This window comes from Pseudomonas sp. PDM13, assembly GCF_025685765.1.
GTDB classification, from domain to species: domain Bacteria; phylum Pseudomonadota; class Gammaproteobacteria; order Pseudomonadales; family Pseudomonadaceae; genus Metapseudomonas; species Metapseudomonas solani.
Genome location: NZ_JAOTQU010000021.1, coordinates 32,079 through 54,323, shown reverse-complemented (window position 1 = coordinate 54,323; position 22,245 = coordinate 32,079). Strand labels below are relative to the sequence as shown.

The following is a 22,245-nucleotide window of genomic DNA, read 5'->3' as shown; positions in this document are numbered from 1 at the left end:
TCACCCGAAGGAGAACACCATGAACCGCTTACTGGCATTGAGCGCCACCCTTGCCTTGCTCGCCCCGCTGCCGGCCCTGGCCGTGTGCAGCGCCGAGGAGGCCACGGCCAAGCGCGAGCAACTGGCGGCCGAAGTGCACCAGGCCACCGAGAGCGACCCGCAGAAGGCCAAGCAGGTCAACGAAGAGCTCAAGCAGGACAAGCTCAAGACCGATGCCCGCGAAGGTGACGACGAGTGCAACGTCACCGAGCAGCGCAAGCAGGAAGTCGACAAGGCCGGCGACAAAAGCGATGCCAAGCAGAAGCAGGAGTGAGCGGGCACCTCAGTAGTGCTCGTACTTCTTCTCGATGGCGTGGTATTCGCCGCTGTCGCGGATCATCTGCAACCCCTTGTTGAAACGGTCGCGCTGGTTGGCGTGGAGGAAGCCGACCTTGTAAGGGGTGGGCGGGAACAGGTCGTACCAGATGATCGGCTGGCTGATATCCACCTGGCTGATCACCTCGCGGTTGAGGTAGTCGATGATGCGCTTGTCGCCGATCACCACCTCGATGCGGCCTGAATAGAGCAGGCGGTTGCGGGTGATCTGCTGGGCTTCCTCGCGGTAGCGCGAGTTGTTCTCCGCCATGGCCTGGAACTCGTCGCCCAACAGGTAGCGCGCCCGCTGGAAGGCACTCACCGAGTGATCGCCCAGGTCGGCGATGCTGTCGATGCGGAACGCATTCCTGGCCAGCGCGATGGCGTAGTTGTGGTACTTGATGTAGGGCTCGGAATAGAAGGCCGGCACGCCGCTGCGCTCACTGGTGGTGGCGATGCCATCCAGCTCGCCACGCCCCAGCAGCAGGTGCAGGCGCTCCGCCGGCAGGTAGTGGTACTGCAGGGTGAAACCCGCCGCCTTGGCGGCCGCGGTGATGATCTCCAGCTCCAGCCCGCGCTCCTCGCCCTCATAGACGTAGGGCGGCTTCTGGGTACCGAAACCGAAACGCAACTCCTCCCCCAAGGCCAGCCAGGGAAGCCCGAGCGACAACACGCCGACCAACAGCCATCTGCCCATGCCACCCCCTTGCATCACAGCTCGCAGCATAGTCGCTGGCGAGGCGGTTGCGCAGGGGGGTAGCTCCATCGCGGATGGTCGGTTACTGGATCTCCTCGGGCGTCACCACCACCCAGTTGCGGTCGGCGGTCACCGGCAGGCCGAGCTTGGCCTGGGCCTCGGCGTTCTTCTTCTGCATGGCGGTGATCTGGTCCATGTACTTGGCCTTGCGGTTGATCCACACGCGCAGCCCGCCCTTCTCCACGTCGGTGCCGTGGAAGAGCATGTAGCCATCGCTGTCCGGCGTGTCGCCGCCCACCAGGATGGGTTTCTTCCATTCATCGATGTAGGTGAGGATGGCCGCCTGCTTGCCCGCCATCCAGGTGGCCGGGGTCCACAGGTAGGGGGTGATCTCCAGGTCGAGGTTGGCCTTCTCGTCGTACGTGCCCTCTTCGATCTGCTTGCGCGCGGTGGTCAGGGCGCCGGTCTTGCGGTCCTTGAGCAGCGTGGTGACGCCGATGACGTTCTCCGGCTTCACGTTGTAGCCGTATTTCGGATCGGCGGCGACCATGCGCACCAGTTCCTCCAGCGCGGCGGTCATGATGTAGACCTCGATGCCGTTCTCCCGCAGCTTGTTCATCAGCTCCTGCTGGCCGGTGAAGAGCTTGGGCGGGTTGATCTCGATGGTCTTCACCTCGTCGCCTTCGTAATAGGTGGCCGGCACCGGCTTGCCGGAGGCCAGCAGCTCGTCGACGTAGCCCTTCAGCTCGCGCAGGGTGAAGCCGGAGAACACCTGGGCCACCCAGGGGTAGCAGACCAGGTCATCGAGTTCGCAGAGGCGGTAGTAGTAGCTGTTGAGGCTTTCCTTGTGGCCCTTCACGTCCTTGAAGGGGATCAGCTTGAGCGAGGGGTCGAGCTTCTCGCGGGTCAGCACGCCCTTGGCTTCGAGGAAGGGCAGCAGGGACTCCTCCAGGTCGTAGCGGTAGCTGGTGTTGTCCATGTCGAACACCGCGTAGGCGCCCTTGTTGGCGTTGGCCGCGATCAGCGCGTCGAGCTGCTTGGCGGCGGGCGCCGGCCAGTGCTTGAGTTCGGTGGCGAGGGTGGTGCCGGCCAGGCCCATGCACAGGGCGGCGGCAAGAATCGTCTGGGTCAGCTTCATCGGGTGGGGGTCCCTACGGTTGATGAGCGGGTGGGGAGCAGCCTTGCTCCAGCTCATCGACCCTAGCAAAACCTGGCAAGCCTGCACGGGCCAATCCCGACCTTGACCGTCCTTGCAGCGGCGGTCAGCGGCGGTCAGCGGGCGCCTCAGCGCCCTAGGGTTTGCACGAAAAGTCGTCGAGCGACGGTCAGGCAAGGCAAAAAACGGGTGAGGAAGCGGAGTTTACGAGCTGTAAATGAGCATTCCGAACCCGTTTTTAACGAAGCATCACCGAGCGCAGGCACTTTTCGTACAGATCCTAGAGCAGCCACCAGCCGAGCAAGCCCAAGTGCAGGGCAACGATCAGCCAGAACTTCACCTGGTAGGAGACCTTGCGGTTCTTGTGGCGGATCAGCCGCTGCGCCAACAGGCCGCCCGGCCAGCCACCGAGCAGCTCGTACAGGTGCAGCCGCGACTCCGGCGTGCGCTGGGTGCCGGCCACGGCGAAGCGCTTGTCACGCCAGTAGGCGATGAAGCAGACCAGGCTCATCGCCAGGTAGACCAGCGCCAGCAGTTGCCAGAGGCTGAGGCCGTAGGGGATGAACGCCGGGGCGGCGTCCAGAAGGGAATGCAGGGAGGGCAGGCCGTCGACCAACCCGCCCGAGCGGGAGGGTTCGAGGGTTCCACAACCGCGGTCGGTGAACTCCACCGTGCCGTCGGCCCGGGTGCAGCGGTACACCTGGGCCTCGGCTGTGGCCAGCCACGGCAGCAACGCCACCGGCAGGCCACGCGCTAACGGGCGGATCACTCGGCAGCGGGCTTCTTGCGCTTCAGCGGCGCCAGGCCGTCGGCGCTGACCACCTTGGACTCATCGCGGCGCGGGCCGGACGGCTTGCGCTTGGCGGCCGGCTTGGCCGAGGCCTTCTTGTCGCCGGCTTTCTTGTCGGTCTTTTTCTTCTTCACGCCGGCAGCCTTGCCGGAAGCCTTGACCTTCTTCGGGCCGCTGTAGCTGCCCTTGAGCTCCTTGATCACGCGGCGCTCGAAGCTCTGCTTGAGGTAGCGCTCGACGCTGGACATCAGGTTCCAGTCGTTGTGGCAGATCAGCGAAATGGCGGTGCCTTCGCCACCGGCACGGCCGGTACGGCCGACACGGTGCACGTACTCGTCACCGGAGCGCGGCATGTCGAAGTTGATCACCAGGTCCATGCCCTGGATGTCCAGGCCACGGGCTGCCACGTCGGTGGCCACCAGTACCTTGGTGCCGCCCTCGCGCACGCGGTCGATGGCCATCTTGCGGTCCTTCTGGTCCTTGTCGCCATGGAGCACGAAGGCCTTGTATCCAGCCGCCACCAGGTGGCCGTAGAAACGGTCGGCCTGGGCACGGGTGTTGGTGAAGACGATGGCCTTCTGGTAGTCCTCGTTGGCCAGCAGCCAGCGCGCGATGGCCTCTTTGTGGGCGATGTCGTCGGCCGTGATGATCTGCTGGCGGGTCGACTCGTTGAGCTGCTCGACGCCGTTCAGGCGCAGGTGCAGCGGATCGTTCAGCACCTTGGCCGAGACGTCGCGCAGCGCGGCGCCGCCGGTGGTGGCGGAGAACAGCAGGGTCTGCTTGCGGTTGGCGCACTCGGCGGTGATGCGCTGCATGTCCTCGGCGAAGCCCATGTCGAGCATGCGGTCGGCCTCGTCCAGCACCAGCACTTCGACTTCCTTGAGGTCGACGGTGCCGGCATTGAGGTGCTCGATCAGGCGGCCCGGGGTGCTCACCAGCACATCGGGCAGCTTGCGCATCATGGCGGCCTGCACCTTGAAGTCCTCACCGCCGGTGACGATGCCGGACTTGATGAAGGTGAACTGGGAGAAACGCTCCACTTCCTTCAGGGTCTGCTGGGCCAGCTCGCGGGTGGGCAGCAGGATCAGCGAACGGATGCGCTCGCGCGGCTTGGCCTCGCCGATCAGGCGATTGAGCAGCGGCAGCACGAAGGCGGCGGTCTTGCCGCTGCCGGTCTGCGCGGTCACGCGCAGGTTGCGCCCTTCCAGCGCCGGGGGAATGGCCGCCTGCTGCACGGGCGTCGGTTCGGCAAATTTCAGCTCGGCCACGGCCTTGAGCAGACGTTCGTGCAGGGCGAATTGGGAGAACACGGGTGCTACCTCGATCGAAAGCTTGAAAAACAGCTGCATAGGTTACCGGTTGTCGCGCCCGAACACCCGAATTCTGTGCGTCCCACGCTGATTTCCCGACGTTGCGGCGATTGCTGAACCCACAGGGCCGTGCTCCACTCCAACAGCTTCAGTCCCCGACGGATTTCACCGCCGGCCACAGCCCACCCGTCGGAGCCCTGCATGAGCGCATCGCTGATCTACTACGTCGCCGCCACTCTGGACGGCTACATCGCCCGCCCCGACGGCAGCGTCGACTGGCTGCAGCCGCTGGAGCAATCCGGCGATGACCACGGCTACGGCGCCTTCTACGACAGCATCGATGGCCTGCTGATGGGGCGCGGCACCTACGAAACCGTGCTGGCCATGGGCGGCGCCTGGCCCTACCCGGGCAAGCCCTGTACCGTGCTCACCCGCGCGGAGCTCGAACCCGCAGCGCCCCAGGTCCGCATCGCCCACAACACCCCGGCCGAAGCCCTGGCGGAGCTGGCCGAGGCCGGCTGCAAGCGTGTCTGGCTGGTGGGCGGCGGTTCCCTGGCCGGCACCTGCTACGCGGCGGGGCTGATCGACGAGCTGATCGTCAGCGTCGTCCCGCACCTGCTCGGCGCCGGCATCCAGATGTTCGCCACCGGGCTGGAGCGCCGCCTGCAACTCCACGAACAACGCAGCTTCGCCACCGGCGTGGTGCAGCTGCACTACAAACTGCTGCCGGAAGCCCCCAATCCATGACCACCCTGATCCTCTCCGCCGCCTGCCTGCTCGACGCCGACCAGCGCCTGCTGCTGGTGCGCAAACGCGGCACCCGCGCCTTCATGCTGCCCGGCGGCAAGCGCGAACCCGGCGAAACCGCCCTCGCCGCCCTGCAGCGGGAACTGCTCGAAGAACTCGACCTGGAGATGGACGCCAGCGCGCTGCAGCCCCTCGGCCGCTTCCGCGCGCCCGCGGCCAACGAGCCCGATACCTGGGTGGATGCGGAAATCTTCATCGGCCGCCTGTCGCAGCCGGTGGCCGCGGCGGCCGAACTGGAAGAACTGGCCTGGCTGGCCCCGGGCGCAACCCCGCCCGCCGACCTCGCCCCGCTGCTGCGCGACCAGGTGCTGGCCGCGCTGGCCGATCACCCGGGCGCTGCGGCCCTCAGCTGAGGGCGCGCGCCGCCCGTTCCTGGCGCGCCTGCTTGCGCAGCAGTTGCGCGCTGTCCCAGCCGATCAGCAGCACCGCCAGCCAGATCGGCAGGTAGGTCCAGAACTGCGCCGGGTCGAAGGCCTCGCCCAGGAACGCCACGGCCACCGCGAACAGCAGCACCGGCTCCACATAGCTGAGGATGCCGAACAACCCCAGCGGCAGCAGCCGACTGGAGGCCATCATCGCGGCGAAGGCCAGGGTGCCGAGCAGGCCCAGGCCGGGAATCAGCCACCACAGCTGCGGCGCCTGGACGAAAGCCCCCACCGGGCCATGGGCGATGATCAGCCAGGCCGCCAGCGGTGCCAGCACCATCATCTCCAGGATGAAACCGGACAGCGCGTCCAGGCGCATCCAGCGGCGCAGCATGAAATACGGCGGGTAGCCCAGCGCGGTGACCAGGGTCAGCCAGGAGAAAGCGCGGGTCATCCACAGCTCGTGGAGCACGCCGGCAACGGCACAGAGCACCGCCAGCAGCTGCAGCGGGCGCAGGCGCTCGTTATAGAAAAGGCGCCCGCACAACACCATCACCAGGGGCAGCAGGAAGTAGCCGAGGGACACCTCCAGCATCCGCCCCTGCAACGGCGCCCAGAGGAACAGGCCCCACTGCAGCCCGATCAACAGCGCCGCCAATGGCAAGGCCGCCAGCAGCAACGGCTCCCGGCGCAGGCGCACGAGCACATCGCGCAACACCGCCCATTGCCTCATCAACGCCACCAGCAGCAGCACCGCCGGAATCGACCAAAGCACCCGCTGGGCGAAGATCTGCACGCCATCCAGCGGCGCCAGCTCACGCACGTAGCCAGGCATCAGGGCGAACAGCACCGACGCGGTAAGGGACAGCGCGACACCGCGCCCGGACAGCCTCATGGCCGCACCGCAACGCGTGGAGAAATGAACGAAGACATGACAGGCCTCTGATTGCAGCCGGCGAAAATACCCGCTCGCCGCCACCAGGGAAAGCTTACCCACCCGCCTGCGGGCCCGCTGGGACCAACCCGGCATCGGCAGGCCTGAAAGCGGCACCCTCCTACCAGGAGCCCTTTCGACGAAAGCCCATAGGGCACGCCAAGACCCATGCGCACTCCAATCCACAGCCAAACGAAAGTCCGTAGGATGGGTCGGGCGGCGTTCCGCGAGCGCAGCGAAACCCATGCTGCCAAACCCGAGCCCATGCTGAAGCTCAGCCTGCAAAAGCATCGCGAATGAATTCGCTCCTATAGCTTCGCGAGCAGAGCTCGCTCCTACGGGAAGCGCGCGGCCATAAAAAAGCCCGGCCATGGGGCCGGGCAAGGGATGAGCACAAAGGAGTGGAGCGAAGCGGTGTGGCGTCAGGCGACCTTGGCCACCAGGGCCTTGGCCTGGGCGATGCCCTTTTCCTGGAACTCGGCGCCCATGTTCATGCCCTCGGCATGGATGAACGACACATCGTGGATGCCGATGAAGCCCAGGGCCTGGCGCAGGTAGGGTTCCTGGTGGTCGAACGGGCCACCGGCGTAGACGCCGCCACGGGCGGTCAGCACATAGGCGCGCTTGCCGGTGAGCAGGCCCTGGGGACCGGTCTCGGTGTACTTGAAGGTGACGCCGGCACGCAGCACATGGTCCAGCCAGGCCTTCAGGGTGCTGGGGATGGCGAAGTTGTACATGGGCGCAGCCAGTACCAGCACGTCGGCGGCCAGCAGCTCCTCGGTCAGCAGGTTGGAGCGCTGCAGGGCGGCCTGTTCGGTTTCGCTGTGCTGGTCGGCGGGCTTCATCCAGCCACCCAGCAGGTCGGCGTCCAGGTGCGGCACCTGCTCCACGGCCAGGTCGCGGACCTTGACCTGGTCGGCCGGGTGGGCGGCCTGCCACTGGGCGATGAAGGCCTGGGTCAGGTCGCGGGACACGGAACCCTGCTGGCGGGCGCTGCTTTCGATCACGAGGACGTTGGACATGTTTGCTGCTCCATCGATAAGTGGGGTGGGATTCGATGGAGCGCAGGTTATCCAGACACAATTCGATAAAAAAGCGAATTAATCCGCTACTAACAATCGACAAAATTGATTTATAAAGAAGCCCTCACTAGGCTGGAGCCCAGTGCTGACTTCTCTATGGGAGCTTTCCCTTAGGCGGGCTTACAGGTGAGGCCGATGCGCAGGCGGATGATGCTGCGGTTGAATTTGGCGGTGAGGTAGACGCTCTTGCCGCCGTCGATCACGGCGCGGCGGATCTTCGGCGTCTCCGGTCCGTTGACGAAGCGCACCGTGCACTCGGCGCGGGCCTCGCCCAGGTTGTAGACGTTGATCGAGCCCATGTTGTGATCGATATCGTCGGTCGTATAGGAGATCTCGCTGCCGTTGTACTGCTTCTCCACCTCGATGGGGTAGGCGAAGGCGGCGACGGGCAGGCAGGCCAGGACGGCACAGAGCATTCTTTTCATTGGGGGTCTCCAGCGCGGGACCGCCAGCTTACACAGAGCGTCAGGCGAGGTCATCGGCACGGCCGCATGTTTCCTGACCGATACACAAGAAGAAGGAGCAAGGCATGAAAGCGCCCCGGGTAACCCTGGATCAGTGGCGGACCCTGCAAGCGGTGGTCGACCATGGCGGCTTCGCCCAGGCGGCGGAAGCCACTCACCGTTCGCAATCCTCGGTCAGCTACACCGTGGCCCGCATGCAGGAACAACTGGGCGTGCCGCTGCTGCGCATCGACGGGCGCAAGGCCGTGCTCACCGAAGCCGGCGAAGTGCTGCTGCGGCGCTCGCGGCAACTGGTGAAATCCGCCAGCCAGCTGGAAGAGCTCGCCCACCACATGGAGCAGGGCTGGGAGGCCGAGGTGCGCCTGGTGGTCGATGCCGCCTACCCCACCGCGCGCCTGCTGCGCGCCCTGGCCGCCTTCATGCCGCAGAGCCGCGGCTGCCGTGTGCGCCTGCGCGAGGAGGTGCTTTCCGGCGTAGAGGAAGTGCTGCTCGAGGGCACCGCCGACCTCGCCATCACCGGCCTCAACATCCCCGGCTACCTCGGCACCGAACTGTGCAACGTCGAGTTCGTCGCCGTCGCCCACCCCGACCATCCGCTGCACCGCCTGCAGCGCGACGTCACCTTCCATGACCTGGAAACCCAGCTGCAGGTGGTGATCCGCGACTCCGGCCGCACCCAGCCCCGCGATGTCGGCTGGCTCGGCGCCGAGCAGCGCTGGACGGTGGGCAGCCTGGCCACCGCCGCCAACTTCGTCAGCAACGGCCTGGGCTTCGCCTGGCTGCCGCGCCACATCATCGAGCGCGAACTCAAGGACGGCCTGCTCAAGCCGCTGCCCATGGACCAGGGCGCCACCCGCCACCCCGGGTTCTTCCTCTATGCCAACAAGGAAAAGGCCCTCGGCCCGGCCTCGCAGATACTCGTCGAGCTGATCAAGACCTTCGACTCGGCGCCGCTCAACGCGCCCTTCGCCGCCCCCCTGCCCAACGCCTGAGGGAGAGACGACCATGTCCTGGTTCGATAACGACGACTGTCAGCTGCACTACGAGGAATACGGCCACGGCGTGCCCCTGCTGCTGGTGCATGGCCTCGGCTCCAGCACCCGCGACTGGGAATACCAGATACCGGTGCTCGCCGCGCACTACCGGGTGATCGCCCTCGACGTGCGCGGCCATGGCCGCTCCGACAAGCCCGAGGGGCCCTACGCCATCGCCGACTTCGCCGATGACGTCGCCGCCCTCATCGAACACCTGCAACTGCCGCCGGTGCACCTGGTGGGCATCAGCATGGGCGGGATGATCGGCTTCCAGCTCGGCGTCGACCGCCCCGACCTGCTACGCAGCCTCACCATCGTCAACAGCGGGCCCGAGGTGAAGCCCCGCAGCCCGCGCGAATACTGGGAAGTGGCACGGCGCTGGACGCTCTCGCGGCTGATGAGCCTGGACACCATCGCCAAGGCCCTGGCCCGGCTGCTGTTCCCCCGCCCGGAACAGGCCGAGCTGCGGCGCAAGGTGGAGGAGCGCTGGCCACAGAACGACAAGCGCGCCTACCTCGCCTCCCTCGACGCCATCATCGGCTGGGGCGTGCGGGAACGCCTCGGCCGCATCACCTGTCCTACGCTGGTGATCACGGCCGACCGCGACTACACGCCGGTCGCGCAGAAGGAAGCCTACGTAAGGGAAATGCCCAACGCGCGCCTGGTGGTCATCGAAGACTCCCGCCACGCCACGCCCCTGGATCAACCACAACGCTTCAACGCCACCCTCCTCGGCTTCCTCGAAGAAGTCGCGGCCCACAAGGAACAATGACAATGCTGAAGAAAATCGCCCTCGCGGCCTGCGCCCTGATGTTCACTGCCAACCTCATGGCGGCCGACAAGCCCCATGTGCTGATCAACACCACGGCCGGCGAGATCGAGCTGGAGCTGGACGACACCAAGGCGCCGATCACCGTGAAGAACTTCCTCGACTACGTGGACGCCGGCTTCTACGACGGCACCGTGTTCCACCGGGTGATCCCCGGCTTCATGATCCAGGGCGGCGGCATGGACGCCTCCATGGATGAGAAGAGCACCCGCCCCGCGATCAAGAACGAAGCCGACAACGGCCTGCACAACGTGCGCGGCACCATCGCCATGGCGCGCATGCAGGCCACCGACTCGGCCACCAGCCAATTCTTCATCAACCACCGCGACAACCCCGCCCTGGACCACGGTGCCCGTGGCTTCGGCTACGCCGTGTTCGGCAAGGTGGTACGCGGCCTCGACGTGGTCGACCAGATCGCCAACGTGCCCACCGGCAACCGTGGCATGCACCAGAACGTACCGCTGAAACCGGTGGTGATCGTCTCCGCCAAGCGGCTCTGAACCACGGCGGCCCGCCACCCTGGCGGGCCGCTCCCCCCGACAAGGACCCGAAGGATGTTTCGCCGTTTCGAACACCTGATCGACACCTTCAAACCCGCTCCCGATACCACGCCACCACGCACCGTGGTGAAGTTCTACCTCCACTACCTGCGCCAGGTCTGGGGGGTGTTCGCGATCCTCCTGCTGGTGGGCCTGGTGGTCGCCCTGATCGACGTCGCGCTCTACAGCTTCCTCGGTCGCATCATCGACCTGGCCCAGCACAGCGCGGCCGATACCTTCTTCGCCGACCACGCCAACGAACTGATCTGGATGCTGGTGGTGGCGCTGGTCCTGCGGCCGATCTTCAACGGCCTGCACGACCTGCTGGTGCACCAGAGCATCAACCCCAGCCTGACCAACCTGATCCGCTGGCAGAACCACCGCTACGTGCTCAAACAGAGCCTGTCGTTCTACCAGAACGACTTCGCCGGGCGCATCGCCCAGCGCATCATGCAGACCAGCAACTCCCTGCGTGATTCGGCGGTGCAGGCGGTGGACGCCATCTGGCACGTGCTGATCTACGCCGTCAGCGCCCTGGTGCTGTTCGCCGAGGCCGACTGGCGCCTGATGATCCCGCTGCTGCTGTGGATCGCCGGCTACATCGCCGCACTCTGGTACTTCGTGCCCCGGGTCAAGCTGCGCTCGGTGGCCGCCTCGGATTCGCGCTCGCGGCTGATGGGGCGCATCGTCGACGGCTACACCAATATCACCACCCTCAAGCTGTTCGCCCACACCAGCCTGGAGGAGCAGTACGCCCGCGAAGCCCTTAGCGAGCAGGTGCACCGCGTGCAGCAGACCAACCGCATGGTCACCGGCATGGACGTGGTCATCACCACCCTCTCCAGCGTGCTGATCGTCGGCACCACCGGCTTCGCCCTGTGGCTCTGGACCCAGGACATCATCACCGTCGGCGCCATCGCCCTGGCCACCAGCCTGGTCATCCGCATCAACAACATGTCCGGCTGGATCATGTGGGTGGTCAGCGGCATCTTCGAGAACATCGGCCAGGTGCAGGACGGCATGCAGACCATCGCCCAGCCCCGCGACGTGCAGGACCACAACGACGCCAAGCCGCTGCAGGTGCCCCGTGGCGAGGTGCGTTTCGAGCATATCGGCTTCCACTACGGCAAGGGCCGTACGGTGTTCGAGGGGCTCGACCTGGAGGTGCGCCCCGGCGAGAAGATCGGCCTGGTGGGCCCATCGGGCGCCGGCAAATCCACCCTGGTCAACCTGCTGCTGCGCCTCTACGACCTGGACAGCGGGCGCATCCTGGTGGACGGCCAGGACATCGCCCGGATCACCCAGGAAAGCCTGCGCGAGCAGGTCGGCATGGTCACCCAGGACACCTCGCTGCTGCACCGCTCGATCCGCGACAACCTGCTCTACGGCAAGCCCGGGGCCAGTGACGAGGAACTCTGGGAGGCGGTGCGCAAGGCCCGCGCGGCGGAGTTCATCCCTTACCTATCCGACGCCCAGGGCCGCACCGGTTTCGACGCCCATGTCGGCGAGCGCGGCGTGAAGCTCTCCGGTGGCCAGCGCCAGCGCATCGCCATCGCCCGCGTGCTGCTCAAGGACGCACCGATCCTGATCCTCGACGAAGCCACCTCGGCCCTCGACTCGGAAGTGGAAGCGGCGATCCAGGAAAGCCTGGAAACCCTCATGCAGGGCAAGACGGTGATCGCCATCGCCCACCGCCTCTCCACCATCGCCCGCATGGACCGCCTGGTGGTGCTCGACCAGGGCCGCGTGGTGGAAAGCGGCAGCCACACCGAGCTCCTCGCCCAGCGCGGCCTCTACGCCCGCCTCTGGCACCACCAGACCGGCGGCTTCGTCGGGGTGGACTGAAAGACTCCAGGCACTGGAGTTGATGGGTTTCGCACGGCTCTACCCATCCTACGAAAGCCGACCTCGTCACTTCGTAGGATGGGTAGAGCGCAGCGAAACCCATGCGGTACGGCGCGGCCACGGAGCGCGCCGAAACCCGCCCCGCATCACTATCGATACCGATGATCTCGACTACAACAACCATCAATTTCCGCGATGAAAGCGGCGGTGGTCATATAGGCCCCGTACAAAGCAGCAACCCAAACCCGTAGCAGGAAGCCTTCGCGCACCGGGTTTCAGTTGAAGCTTTCCAACCGCCCAATCGAGGAAAGATCAGCATGAAAATCGCAGCCGCCGTTACCGCCGTCCTCTCCAGCCTGGCCCCCGCCGTCTTCGCCGCCGAAAGCCGCGAGCCGGGCGCTGAACTGACCGCCGTCGAATACCACTACGGCATGAACGTGGACGTGCAGAAAGTCATCTACCGCACCGACAACACCAGCAAATCCGGCGTCGTGCCCGTGGTGCTGGTCTACGAAGACAGCAAGGGTGAAGTGCACAAGATGAAGTTCCTCGAATGGGGCGGCAGCGTCAGCAACAGCTGATCCCCATCGGCCACCGGGGGCTCACTCCCCCGACTTGCGATACGGCAGCATGCCCCGCGCCTCTTCGGCATAACCGAGGATCGCGGGGCGCTCCTGCTCCAGGAAGCCCGCCACCGCCTCGCGCAGGCCAGGGTGCAGAAGGTAATGCCAGGAGCGGGTGATCACCGGCTCGAAGCCACGGATCAGCTTGTGCTCACCCTGGGCGCCGGCGTCAAAGCGCGGCAACCCGGCGGCGATGGCCATGTCGATGCCCTGGTAGAAGCAGGTCTCGAAATGCAGGCGGTCGAACTCCGCCAGGCAGCCCCAGTAACGCCCGTACAGCGACCCCGAATCCATCAACGAGAAGGCCATGGCCACCGGCCGCGCGCCCTGCTTCGCCAGCACCACGCGAATGGCCTGGGGCATGCGTTCGGCCAGCAGGCTGAAGAACACCCGCGTCAGGTACGGCGCCTGGCCGCGCACCTCATAGGTGTTGGCATAGCAGGCGTAGACGAAATCCCATTCCGCCTCGCTCAGCTCGTTGCCTTCGCGCCACTCGAATTCGATCCCCTGCCCCGCCACCTGCTCGCGCTCCTTGCGCACCTGCTTGCGCTTGCGCGAAGAGAAGGCGTCGAGGAAATCCTGGAAGTCGCGATAACTGCGGTTGTGCCAGTGGTACTGGCAGCCCAGGCGCTCCAGCCACTGCTCACGGCCTTGCAGGCGGGCATCGGCGAAGGCGTCGGTGAAGTTGACGTGCAGCCCGGACAGCCCCGCCGTCTCCAGCTCGGGCACCAGCGCGTCGATCAGCTGCGCCGCAGCCGCCTCGTCATGGCCCAGCAGGCGCGCGCCGCCCACCGGCGAGAAGGGCACGGCGGCGAGCAGCTTGGGGTAGTACTCGATGCCGGCGCGCTGGCAGGCATCGGCCCAGCCCCAGTCGAACACGTACTCGCCATAGGAATGCGCCTTCACATAGGCCGGCATGGCCGCGAGCAGTTCGCCGCCCGCCCCCCGCAACAGGCGATGGGCCGGCCACCAGCCGCTGCGCCCGCCGATGCTGCCGCTATCTTCCAGGGTGGTGAGGAAGGCATGGCGCAGGAAGGGTTGGTCGTCCTTCAGCAGGGCATCCCAGCTGGCGGCATCGACTTCGGAAAGGCGGGAAAGGGTCTGGATCGGCATGGCGACAAGTCTGGCCTGCGGCGCCGGCGAAAAAAAGCCTGTCGCAGAGAATTCATCGACGATGTTCTTTCGCGGTGAAACCGCTCCCACCGTGGGAGCGCATTCATTCGCGATGAATCCAACAGGCCTCTCCGTATCAGCCACCGAGAAAAACACGCCCATAAAAAAGCCCCGCCGAAGCGGGGCTCAAGAAGGAGCGGATGAACGGTATTGCTTAGAACACGTACTGAGCGCGGATTACGAAGCCGTCGCCATCGTCATCACCGGTACGCACGTTGCCCACGGCGTTGGTGACCTTGTCGGTGGAAGCACGGACGTATACGCCGCTGATCTTCACCGCTTCGTTGGCGTACCAGTTCACGCCCAGGTTGTGCACCTTGGCTTCAGCGTCGCCGACATCACGGGTAGCGGTAGCGGTTACCAGGTTGTCGTCTTCGACAGTGATGCTGTCGTAGCGATAGAAGACTTCCCAGGCGCCGATCTGCTTGTTGTTCGGCTTGATCTTGTCGAACTTGCCCAGTTTGTAGTCACGAGCTTCGCCGGTCAGGGTGTAGGCGGCCTGAACGTAGAAACCGTCCGACTCGATATCCTGGAATGCAGCGGAGTCAGCCTTGAGCTTGCGCTTCATGTATTCGCCCTGCAGGGAGAACGGGCCGGTTGCCCAGGCTGCTTCCAGACCCCACGCGGTGTCATCGTCGTAGGAACCAGCAACGGTGTTGTTAGCACCAGCGAAGACCACGCGGTTGCCGTTGGTGCCGGCATCGTTACCACCGGTGGTTTCTACACCGCGAATGCCGAGGCGGCTGCGGAAGCGGGTGTCGATAGCGGAATCGGATACGTCGCGACGAGCGAAGTTGGCACCGAAGTGCAGAACGTTGCCGGCTTCAGCCATCGGAGCGAACACACCACGCAGGTTCACTTGCTTGTTGGCTTTGCCATCGGTGTCGTTGTTGTCCTTGGAGAACACACCACCGGACAGGTACGCGTAGTTGCTGATGGTGGTGGAGACCTGAGCGCCCATGCCGTTCTGGTGGCCGTTGGTCCAGTCGATGATGTCGTAGAAGGCGTTACGCTCTTGAGCGGTTACCCACTTGGAGCTGGTGGCTTTTTCCAGACCGAATTCCGGGTCGAAACGACCAACCTTGATCACAACCGGGTTGAAACCGGTGTACGAGATGGAGGCTTCGTCGAAGTAGCCGTCATCGGCGCTACCGGAGTTGTGGGAGAAGTCGTAGTTGAGCTGGTAGGCCCAGTCGGTGTAGGCCACACCACCGATTTCCAGGAAGGCACGACGGAAGTAAGCCGCGTCAGCGGAATCGCCGTTCTTGGTGTAGATGCCGTCGAAGCTGCTGTAGTCAGCCTGCAGACGGCCGCCAATCTTGAAGCTGAACGCCTTGTCGGTGGTGCCGACTTCAAGGCCGCCCTTGGTCTTGATAACGATGTCGGTGCCGTCGGTGGTGACGGTACCAGCGAAAGCCTGGGCGGAAATGGCCAGAGCCATGGCGCTGGCGGCAAAACCGGCGAAGTGCTTACGGATCATCGAAGATTCCCCTGTTGGTCTTTAGTGCTGGAAAACACCCGAGCGTTGGGCTCGTTTGTGCTGGAGGGGAATGTTGGCGGGGGGTTATTTCAGCTCAGTTGCTTTTAGATAAATATTTTATGACAGAGGAACTTTTTCATCGCCATTGGGAATATAGGAAAAACCGCTCTAGGACGGGCTTTGCGGGCAAGCGAAGCGGCAAGTTGTCGCAGAGGGGTGCGCCGCCGATTATGACAACACGACTGAAATGTTACGGCGCGATGACCTGGCTCAGGGGGCTTCGTTACGTGCCCGGGCGAGCCGTTCGGCCAGTTTTTCATCGCCTTCCGGGGTCGCTTCGGGCAGTTGCCTGAGCACTTCACGGGTGAGGTTCAACTGGGCGAGGAAGCGCCGGCAATGGGGGCAGATCAGCAGGTGTTGGCGCACGCCCAGGCGCTGCACGAAACCCAGTTGGCCATCGATGTAGTCGCTGGAACGGGCGACCAGTTCCCGGCAGTTTAGCATTGGCCCGTCTCCTCGAAATGCTCCAGGGTGGCGAACAGCTTGAGGCGCCCACGGTGCAACAGCACCCGGACATTGGAGAGGGAAACCTCCAGCAGGTTACAGATCTCCTGCAATTCCAGGCCCTGGCGCTCGCGCAGCAGCAACACGCTGCGCTGCAGGTCGGACAGGCTCAGCAGGGTCTTCTCCAGGCACTCGCGCAGCTCCTCTTCGGCCAGCAGGGCCTCGGGGGAGTCCTCGTGCCAGGTGGCGGGGCCGGCCAACCAGTGGCCGTTGGCGGCGAAGCGCGTGTCATCCACGGTGCCGTGGGGCGCGGGCAGGTCGTCGAGCAGGACTTCGCGGCGGCTCTGCTTGAGGCGGGTGCGGGCGGTGTTGGCGACTATGGTCAGCAGCCAGGTCTTGAGGCTGGAGCGCTGCTGGAAACCGTCCAGGCTGCGCACCACGGCGAGCCAGGCGTCCTGCACCACTTCGTCGGCATGGGGGCTGCCGACGATGGCGAAGGCCACAGCGCGCATGGCGCCCTGGTAGGTGTCGATGAGTTCGCGGAAGGCCCGCTGCTCCCCCGCCCGCAGGCGGGGCAGCAGCTCGCTGTCCGCAGGGGCGGCCATCAGTGCTTGCGCAGGATCACGCTGCCGATGGAGTAGCCGGCGCCGAAGGAGCTGAGCACGCCCAGGGAGCCGCTGGGCAGGTCGTCCTGGTACTTGTGGAAGGCGATCACCGAACCGGCGGAGCTGGTGTTGGCGTAGGTGTCGAGGATCACCGGCGCCTCTTCGGCCTCGGCGTCACGGCCCAGCAGTTTGCGGGCGATCAGCAGGTTCATGTTGAGGTTGGCCTGGTGCAGCCAGAAGCGCTTCACGTCGGCGACGTCCAGCTCGTTCTCCTGCAGGTGCGCGGCGATCAGCTCGGCGACCATCGGGCAGACGTCGCGGAACACCTTGCGGCCTTCCTGCACGAACAGCTTGTCGCGGGCGCCGATGCCCTCTTCCGCGGCACGGTTGAGGAAGCCGAAGTTGTTGCGGATGTTGTTGGAGAACTGGGTCAGCAGCTTGGTGCCGACGATGTCGAACTGGTACTTCGAGGTGGCTTGGTCGGCACGCTCGATGATCACTGCGGTGGCCGCGTCGCCGAAGATGAAGTGGCTGTCGCGGTCACGGAAATTCAAATGGCCGGTGCAGATTTCCGGGTTGACCATGAGGATGGCGCGGGCCTGGCCGGTCTGCACGGCGGTGGTCGCCGCCTGGATGCCGAAGGTGGCCGAGGAGCAGGCGACGTTCATGTCGTAGCCGAAGCCCTGGATGCCCAGTGCGGCCTGGACTTCGATGGCAACGGCCGGGTAGGCGCGTTGCAGGTTGGAGCAGGCGACGATCACGCCATCGATGTCGGCGGCGGTGCGGCCGGCGCGTTCCAGGGCCTGCTTGGCGGCACCAACGGCCATTTCGCAGAGCACGCCCCACTCTTCGTTGGAGCGCTCGGGAAGGCGCGGAACCATGCGCTGCGGGTCGAGGATGCCGTCCTTGTCCATCACGAAGCGGCTCTTGATCCCCGAAGCCTTCTCGATGAAGGCAACGCTGGATTCGCTCAGCGCCTCGACTTCGCCACGCTCGATGGCAGCGGCGTTCTCGGCGTTGAACGCCTGGACATAGGCGTTGAAAGAGGCCACCAGTTCTTCGTTGGAGATGCTCTGGGACGGGGTGTAAAGGCCGGTGCCACTGATCACGACTTTGTGCACGGTCGATCCTCTCGTTACTGGGCTGTGAGCAGGCACAGCCGGTTGGGCAGTTGGGCGCTGGGCGAAGGCTCGACCAGCATTGGAAAAAGGCTCACCCCGCCTGGCGGGATGGAACAGCGAATCCTTGTTGTATCGGGCGTGCCGGAGGCTTCACGGCAACAGGGCACTGGGGCCCGCTCGCGGGTCGCCGAAGGATAGCAACGGCCTCTCACGCAAGCCGCGAATTCTGCCACAGAGCGGGTCTTTCCGGGGCATCGGCGCCGCTGCGTCAGACCATCGGCCGGCGCATGGAGCGCGTTGGGAAAAGCCCGCTGAAGGTAGCGAAAACGCCTCGATATGTAGGATTCAGCCTACAAACGAGTCCTTCAATGTTGTTATAGATGCTCGGCGCCGCAGCCAGGACACAGGCGGACGACCGGGAAAATCGGCTTATGTGCGGCTAAATAGGCCGAATCATCGGCTGATAACACGCAAACGACCGGCTTCGAGGCCGGTCGTCGTAGCACGCTCCGGGCGTCAGAGGCGTTTGAGCAAGCGCGCCTGCAGCGCCTCCAGCTCGGCCGGATCGGCCTTCTTGCTGGCATGGATGCCCAGGGACTCGCCCTCGAAACGGGGAACGATGTGCATGTGGATGTGGAACACCGTCTGCCCCGCCGGGGCGCCGTTGAACTGCGCCACCTGCACGCCGGCCGGCTCCAGCTCCTCCACCAGCACGCGGGCCAGGCGCTGCACCACCGCCATGACCTTGGCCAGGGCGTCGCCGTCGATATCGAGGATATTGCGCGCCGCCGAACGCTTGGGGATCACCAGGGTGTGGCCGTAGGACTGCGGGAAGATATCGAGGAAGGCGAGCACGTCGTCGTCTTCATAGAGCGTGTAGCAAGGGGCCTCGCCACGAATGATCTGGGCGAAGACGTTCTGCGGATCGTAGGTGCCGTGAAGGCTCATCGTGGCGCTCCATTTGCCGTTTGCTGACCGCGCACCTTAACGCCCGGGGCCGCCGGGTTGAACCCCCGCTGCACGTTTCCGGTTTTCAAACCGGCCACGACGCTTCACCCTTGTGCCCTCGGACCACTCCCGCAAGGAACGCCCCATGACCCGCCAGAAGCCCGCACTGGACATCCTCGAACACAATAGCGCCGCCTGGGACCGCCAGGCCCGGCAGCATTGCGAATGGTCGCGCCCCGTGGACGCCGCCACCATCGCCGCCGCCCGCGCGGGCGACTGGCACGTGCGCCTCACCCCCGGCCCGCTGCCCGCCGGCTGGCTCCCCGAGGTACGCGGGCTGCGCATCCTCTGCCTGGCCTCGGGCGGCGGCCAGCAGGCCCCGGTGCTGGCCGCCGCCGGTGCCGAGGTGCTGGTGCTGGACGCCTCCGCCGAGCAGCTCGCCCGCGACCGTGAGGTGGCCGAGCGCGACGGCCTGCAACTGGAGACCTTGCAGGGCGACATGCGCGACCTCTCGGCCCTGGCCGACGCGCGCTTCGACTGCGTGTTCCACCCCATCTCCAACCTCTACGTGCCGGATGTCCGTCCCGTCTGGCGCGAGTGCTTCCGTGTGTTGCGCCCCGGCGGCCGGCTGCTGTCGAGCTTCTACAACCCGGTGGTGTTCGTCGCCGACCGCGACCCGCGCCATGCCGAGCAGGGCCTGATCAAGCCGCGCTTCACCCTGCCCTACTCCGACCTCGACGACCTGAGCCCGGAGGAACTGGCGGCCAAGCGCGAACGCGGCGAAGCGCTGGTGTTCGGCCACAGCCTGGCGGAGCAGATCGGCGGCCAGCTGGACGCCGGTTTCGTGCTCCGCGGCTTCCATGAGGACGCCCAGCCGAACCCGCGCTTCGTGATCGATAGATACCTGCCGACCTTTCTCGCCACCTGGGCAGAGAAGCTCGGTTAGGGAAGGCGCATCCGCTCGGCGAGGAAATCCAGCAACACCCGCACCCGTGTCGGCAGGTGCCCACCCTGGCCGACGTAGAGGGCGTGGACCGGCTTGCTGTCGCCGGGGTTGAAGTCCTCCAGCACCGCCTGCAGGCGCCCCTCGCGGATGTCGTCGTGCACCTGGAAGCTGGCCAGCCGCGCCAGCCCCAACCCGGCCAGGGCCAGGTGGCGCAGGGCATCACCATCGCTGATCGACAGGTTGCCCCGGGGCATCTCGTCCTCCTCTTCACCGAGGAAGGGCCAGTCGCGCCCGGCGCGCTGGTAGTTGAAGTTGAGGCAGTTGTGCCCGGCCAGTTCGGCAGGCGTCGCCGGCACGCCGTGGCGGGCCAGGTAGGCGGGCGCGGCGACCACGTGATGGGCGTAGTCGCCGAGCTTGCGCGCCACCAGGCCGGAGTCCTTCAGCGGGCCGCTGCGGATCGCCACGTCGGCGCGGGTCTCCAGCAGGTCCACCACCGCATCGGTGAGGCTGATGTCCAGGCTCACCTCCGGATACAGCGCGAGGAACTCCGGCAGCACCGGGATCAGGTGCTGGCGGCCGATGGGCACGTTGCAGCTGATGCGGACCCGCCCGTGGGGCCGTGCACGGGCCCCCGCCTCGCGCTCGGCCTCGTTGAGGTCGGCGAGGATGCCCAGGCTGCGCTGGTAGAAACGCTCGCCCTCCGGGGTCAGCCCCAGGCGCCGGGTCGAGCGGTTGAACAGCCGCGCGCCGAGCCGTGCCTCCAGGCGCGACACCAGCTTGCTCACCGCCGAGGGGGTCATCCCGCAGGCACGGGCGGCGCTGGTGAAGCCGCCGGTTTCCACCACGCGGACGAACACATCCATCTCGCCGAAACGGTTGATATCGGGCCGGGACATATGACTTGAACTCACAAGTGATTTGCGCGGAGGCAGTCTATATCAACAAAAAGGGCGTCGATAAGCTGGCCGCCATCGACTAACCCACGGAGCCCGCATCATGCCCGTCGCCCTCTACGCCCTCACCGCCGGTGCCTTCGGCATCGGCGTCACCGAATTCATCATCATGGGATTGCTGCTGGAGGTCGGCGGCGATCTCGGCGTCTCCATCTCCGCCGCCGGCCTGCTGATTTCCGGCTACGCCCTCGGCGTGGTCGCCGGCGCGCCGCTGCTCACCGCCCTCAGCGCACGCTGGCCGCGCAAGACCACCCTGCTGGCGCTGATGGTGATCTTCACCCTCGGCAACCTCGCCTGCGCCCTGGCCCCCGACTACACCACGCTGATGATCGCGCGGGTGCTCACCTCCTTCGCCCACGGCACCTTCTTCGGCGTCGGCTCGGTGGTCGCCACCAGCCTGGTCGCCGCCGACCGCCGCGCCTCGGCCATCGCCATCATGTTCACCGGCCTCACCGTCGCCACCATCCTCGGCGTGCCCTTCGGCACCTGGCTCGGCCAGGCCATGGGCTGGCGCGCGGCCTTCTGGGCAGTGACCGCCGTGGGCCTGGTGGCGCTGGTGATCATCGCCCTGTTCGTCCCCCGCGATCACGAGAAGCCCGCCCCCAGCAGCCTGCGCGAAGACTTCCGCGTGCTCGGCCGCCCCGCCGTGCTGCTGGGCCTGCTGACCACGGTGCTGGGTTTCGGCGGCGTGTTCACCGTGTTCAGCTACATCGCCCCGCTGCTGACCCGCGTCAGCGGCTTCGGCGAAGCGGCCGTCTCGCCGGTGCTGCTGGTGTTCGGCGCCGGCCTGGTGCTGGGCAACCTGCTGGGCGGCCGCCTCGCCGACCGCCGCCTGCTACCGGCGCTGCTGGGCAGCCTGGTGGCCCTGGCCCTGGTGCTCGGCCTCATGGGCTTCGTGCTGGAGAACCAGGCCGCGGTGATCGCCTTCACCTTCCTCCTCGGCGCCGCCGGTTTCGCCACCGTGCCGCCGCTGCAGATCTGGGTGCTGGAAAAGGCCGAAGGCGCCGGCCAGAGCGTGGCCGCCAGCTTCAACATCGCCGCCTTCAACCTGGGCAACGCCCTGGGTGCCTGGCTCGGCGGCAGCGTCATCGACCAGGGCCCCGGCCTCACCGCCCTGCCCTGGGCCGCCGCCAGCCTGCCGCTGCTGGCCCTCGCCGTCGCCCTCTTCGCCCTGCGCCTGGAAAAACGCCGCGACGCCCGCGTGGCCATGGCCTGAACCAAGCCGGTAACGAAAAGGCCGCCGCTGGATCACTCCAGCGGCGGCCTTTTGCTTTCCCAGGTCCCCACCGACGGCAGACCCGTAGGTTGGGTTGAGGAACGAAACCCAACATTGCAAGGTTGAGCCCCGCTTCGTTGGGCCTCGCTGCGCTCGGCGCCAACCTACATCAGGCGACCCTGGGCGTGATGCCGGCCTCGATCTCCGCGCCGTGGTCCAGTTCAGCCACACGCAGATCGAAGGCAGCCTGCAGGTTGAGCCACGACTGCGCCTCGCCACCAAAATAGCGGGCCAAGCGCAATGCGGTGTCAGCGGAAACGGCGCGGCGCTCCTTGACGATTTCATGTAGCCGGGTGGCCGGAACGCGCAAGGCATTGGCCAGCGCGTTGACGCTCATACCCAGCGGCTCGAGGAATTCCTCGCGGAGGATTTCACCGGGGTGGATGGGACGCATGCCGTTCTTGGCCATT

24 protein-coding genes and 1 pseudogene are annotated in these 22,245 nt (G+C 66.0%); 10 read left to right on the top strand and 15 right to left on the bottom strand.

The window, feature by feature from the left end; translation table 11 throughout:
• The first annotated feature begins 19 nt into the window (after positions 1-19).
• Positions 20-313 (top strand): hypothetical protein, encoded by a 294-nt coding sequence (locus tag OEJ36_RS21115; protein ID WP_263403234.1) that lies wholly within the window; start codon positions 20-22, stop codon positions 311-313.
• A 9-nt stretch (positions 314-322) separates the two neighbouring features.
• Here the strand turns inward: OEJ36_RS21115 and OEJ36_RS21110 are convergent, their stop codons facing one another.
• From OEJ36_RS21110 to OEJ36_RS21095, 4 genes and pseudogenes are all read right to left on the bottom strand, one after another.
• The gene (locus tag OEJ36_RS21110) at positions 323-1,051 is read right to left on the bottom strand and encodes a substrate-binding periplasmic protein (protein WP_263403233.1); all 729 of its coding nucleotides are present in this window, start codon (positions 1,049-1,051) and stop codon (positions 323-325) included.
• 82 nt (positions 1,052-1,133) lie between these two features.
• Positions 1,134-2,189, bottom strand: coding sequence for a haloacid dehalogenase-like hydrolase (locus OEJ36_RS21105; protein WP_411861039.1), 1,056 nt, complete (start codon positions 2,187-2,189; stop codon positions 1,134-1,136).
• Between the two features lie 298 nt (positions 2,190-2,487).
• A pseudogene (locus OEJ36_RS21100) lies at positions 2,488-2,793 on the bottom strand (DUF1294 domain-containing protein); the annotation flags it as partial.
• Between the two features lie 179 nt (positions 2,794-2,972).
• Positions 2,973-4,307 (bottom strand): DEAD/DEAH box helicase, encoded by a 1,335-nt coding sequence (locus tag OEJ36_RS21095; protein ID WP_263403232.1) that lies wholly within the window; start codon positions 4,305-4,307, stop codon positions 2,973-2,975.
• Between the two features lie 201 nt (positions 4,308-4,508).
• On the opposite strand from OEJ36_RS21095, the gene OEJ36_RS21090 reads away from it, so the two are divergent.
• Positions 4,509-5,054 (top strand): dihydrofolate reductase family protein, encoded by a 546-nt coding sequence (locus OEJ36_RS21090; RefSeq protein ID WP_263403231.1) that lies wholly within the window; start codon positions 4,509-4,511, stop codon positions 5,052-5,054.
• Positions 5,051-5,467 carry an NUDIX hydrolase gene (locus OEJ36_RS21085; protein ID WP_184490761.1) on the top strand — a complete coding sequence of 139 codons (417 nt, stop codon included), beginning with the start codon at positions 5,051-5,053 and terminating at the stop codon, positions 5,465-5,467. Before OEJ36_RS21090 ends, OEJ36_RS21085 begins: the two co-directional genes overlap by 4 nt.
• Here the strand turns inward: OEJ36_RS21085 and rarD are convergent.
• The 3 genes from rarD to OEJ36_RS21070 form a co-directional block, all read right to left on the bottom strand.
• Entirely contained in the window at positions 5,460-6,374 is a 915-nt protein-coding gene (gene rarD, locus OEJ36_RS21080) for an EamA family transporter RarD (RefSeq protein ID WP_263403230.1), read from the bottom strand. The genes OEJ36_RS21085 and rarD overlap by 8 nt on opposite strands.
• Positions 6,375-6,835: 461 nt before the next feature.
• Positions 6,836-7,435 (bottom strand): FMN-dependent NADH-azoreductase, encoded by a 600-nt coding sequence (locus OEJ36_RS21075; protein ID WP_043244404.1) that lies wholly within the window; start codon positions 7,433-7,435, stop codon positions 6,836-6,838.
• Positions 7,436-7,605: 170 nt separating this feature from the next.
• Complete coding sequence (locus tag OEJ36_RS21070; RefSeq protein WP_031286869.1) at positions 7,606-7,920, bottom strand: hypothetical protein; 315 nt, start codon at positions 7,918-7,920, stop codon at positions 7,606-7,608.
• Between the two features lie 104 nt (positions 7,921-8,024).
• On the opposite strand from OEJ36_RS21070, the gene OEJ36_RS21065 reads away from it, so the two are divergent.
• The 5 genes from OEJ36_RS21065 (at position 8,025) to OEJ36_RS21045 (ending at position 12,787) form a co-directional block, all read left to right on the top strand.
• Complete coding sequence (locus OEJ36_RS21065) at positions 8,025-8,951, top strand: LysR family transcriptional regulator (RefSeq protein WP_043244406.1); 927 nt, start codon at positions 8,025-8,027, stop codon at positions 8,949-8,951.
• Between the two features lie 13 nt (positions 8,952-8,964).
• Complete coding sequence (locus OEJ36_RS21060; protein ID WP_263403229.1) at positions 8,965-9,765, top strand: alpha/beta fold hydrolase; 801 nt, start codon at positions 8,965-8,967, stop codon at positions 9,763-9,765.
• 2 nt (positions 9,766-9,767) lie between these two features.
• Entirely contained in the window at positions 9,768-10,322 is a 555-nt protein-coding gene (locus tag OEJ36_RS21055) for a peptidylprolyl isomerase (RefSeq protein WP_263403228.1), read from the top strand.
• A gap of 54 nt (positions 10,323-10,376) precedes the next feature.
• Complete coding sequence (locus OEJ36_RS21050) at positions 10,377-12,206, top strand: ABC transporter ATP-binding protein (RefSeq protein ID WP_263403227.1); 1,830 nt, start codon at positions 10,377-10,379, stop codon at positions 12,204-12,206.
• Between the two features lie 317 nt (positions 12,207-12,523).
• Positions 12,524-12,787 (top strand): DUF2790 domain-containing protein, encoded by a 264-nt coding sequence (locus tag OEJ36_RS21045; RefSeq protein WP_021219278.1) that lies wholly within the window; start codon positions 12,524-12,526, stop codon positions 12,785-12,787.
• A 21-nt stretch (positions 12,788-12,808) separates the two neighbouring features.
• Here the strand turns inward: OEJ36_RS21045 and OEJ36_RS21040 are convergent, their stop codons facing one another.
• The 6 genes from OEJ36_RS21040 to OEJ36_RS21015 form a co-directional block, all read right to left on the bottom strand.
• Positions 12,809-13,942 carry a GNAT family N-acetyltransferase gene (locus OEJ36_RS21040; RefSeq protein ID WP_263403226.1) on the bottom strand — a complete coding sequence of 378 codons (1,134 nt, stop codon included), beginning with the start codon at positions 13,940-13,942 and terminating at the stop codon, positions 12,809-12,811.
• 214 nt (positions 13,943-14,156) lie between these two features.
• Positions 14,157-15,482, bottom strand: coding sequence for an OprO/OprP family phosphate-selective porin (locus tag OEJ36_RS21035; RefSeq protein WP_263403225.1), 1,326 nt, complete (start codon positions 15,480-15,482; stop codon positions 14,157-14,159).
• Positions 15,483-15,752: 270 nt separating this feature from the next.
• Positions 15,753-15,986 (bottom strand): anti-sigma factor family protein, encoded by a 234-nt coding sequence (locus tag OEJ36_RS21030; protein ID WP_263403224.1) that lies wholly within the window; start codon positions 15,984-15,986, stop codon positions 15,753-15,755.
• Complete coding sequence (locus OEJ36_RS21025; protein ID WP_043244411.1) at positions 15,980-16,591, bottom strand: RNA polymerase sigma factor; 612 nt, start codon at positions 16,589-16,591, stop codon at positions 15,980-15,982. The genes OEJ36_RS21030 and OEJ36_RS21025 overlap by 7 nt, the downstream gene beginning before the upstream one ends.
• Positions 16,591-17,712, bottom strand: coding sequence for a beta-ketoacyl-ACP synthase III (locus OEJ36_RS21020; RefSeq protein ID WP_184490770.1), 1,122 nt, complete (start codon positions 17,710-17,712; stop codon positions 16,591-16,593). Before OEJ36_RS21020 ends, OEJ36_RS21025 begins: the two co-directional genes overlap by 1 nt.
• Before the next feature lie 516 nt (positions 17,713-18,228).
• Complete coding sequence (locus OEJ36_RS21015) at positions 18,229-18,660, bottom strand: HIT family protein (RefSeq protein ID WP_184490771.1); 432 nt, start codon at positions 18,658-18,660, stop codon at positions 18,229-18,231.
• A 145-nt stretch (positions 18,661-18,805) separates the two neighbouring features.
• Here OEJ36_RS21015 and OEJ36_RS21010 point away from each other — a divergent pair, with 145 nt between their 5' ends.
• Complete coding sequence (locus OEJ36_RS21010) at positions 18,806-19,606, top strand: class I SAM-dependent methyltransferase (RefSeq protein WP_263403223.1); 801 nt, start codon at positions 18,806-18,808, stop codon at positions 19,604-19,606.
• Here the strand turns inward: OEJ36_RS21010 and OEJ36_RS21005 are convergent.
• Positions 19,603-20,502: a LysR family transcriptional regulator gene (locus OEJ36_RS21005; RefSeq protein WP_263403222.1), complete on the bottom strand. Its 900-nt coding sequence runs from the start codon at positions 20,500-20,502 to the stop codon at positions 19,603-19,605. The two genes, OEJ36_RS21010 and OEJ36_RS21005, sit on opposite strands and share 4 nt — an antisense overlap.
• Positions 20,503-20,602: 100 nt before the next feature.
• Here OEJ36_RS21005 and OEJ36_RS21000 point away from each other — a divergent pair, with 100 nt between their 5' ends.
• The gene (locus OEJ36_RS21000) at positions 20,603-21,775 is read left to right on the top strand and encodes an MFS transporter (protein ID WP_263403221.1); all 1,173 of its coding nucleotides are present in this window, start codon (positions 20,603-20,605) and stop codon (positions 21,773-21,775) included.
• Positions 21,776-21,944: 169 nt separating this feature from the next.
• On the opposite strand, the gene OEJ36_RS20995 is transcribed toward OEJ36_RS21000, so the two are convergent.
• Positions 21,945-22,244: a HigA family addiction module antitoxin gene (locus OEJ36_RS20995; RefSeq protein WP_043244413.1), complete on the bottom strand. Its 300-nt coding sequence runs from the start codon at positions 22,242-22,244 to the stop codon at positions 21,945-21,947.
• Between the last annotated feature and the right edge of the window lies 1 nt (position 22,245).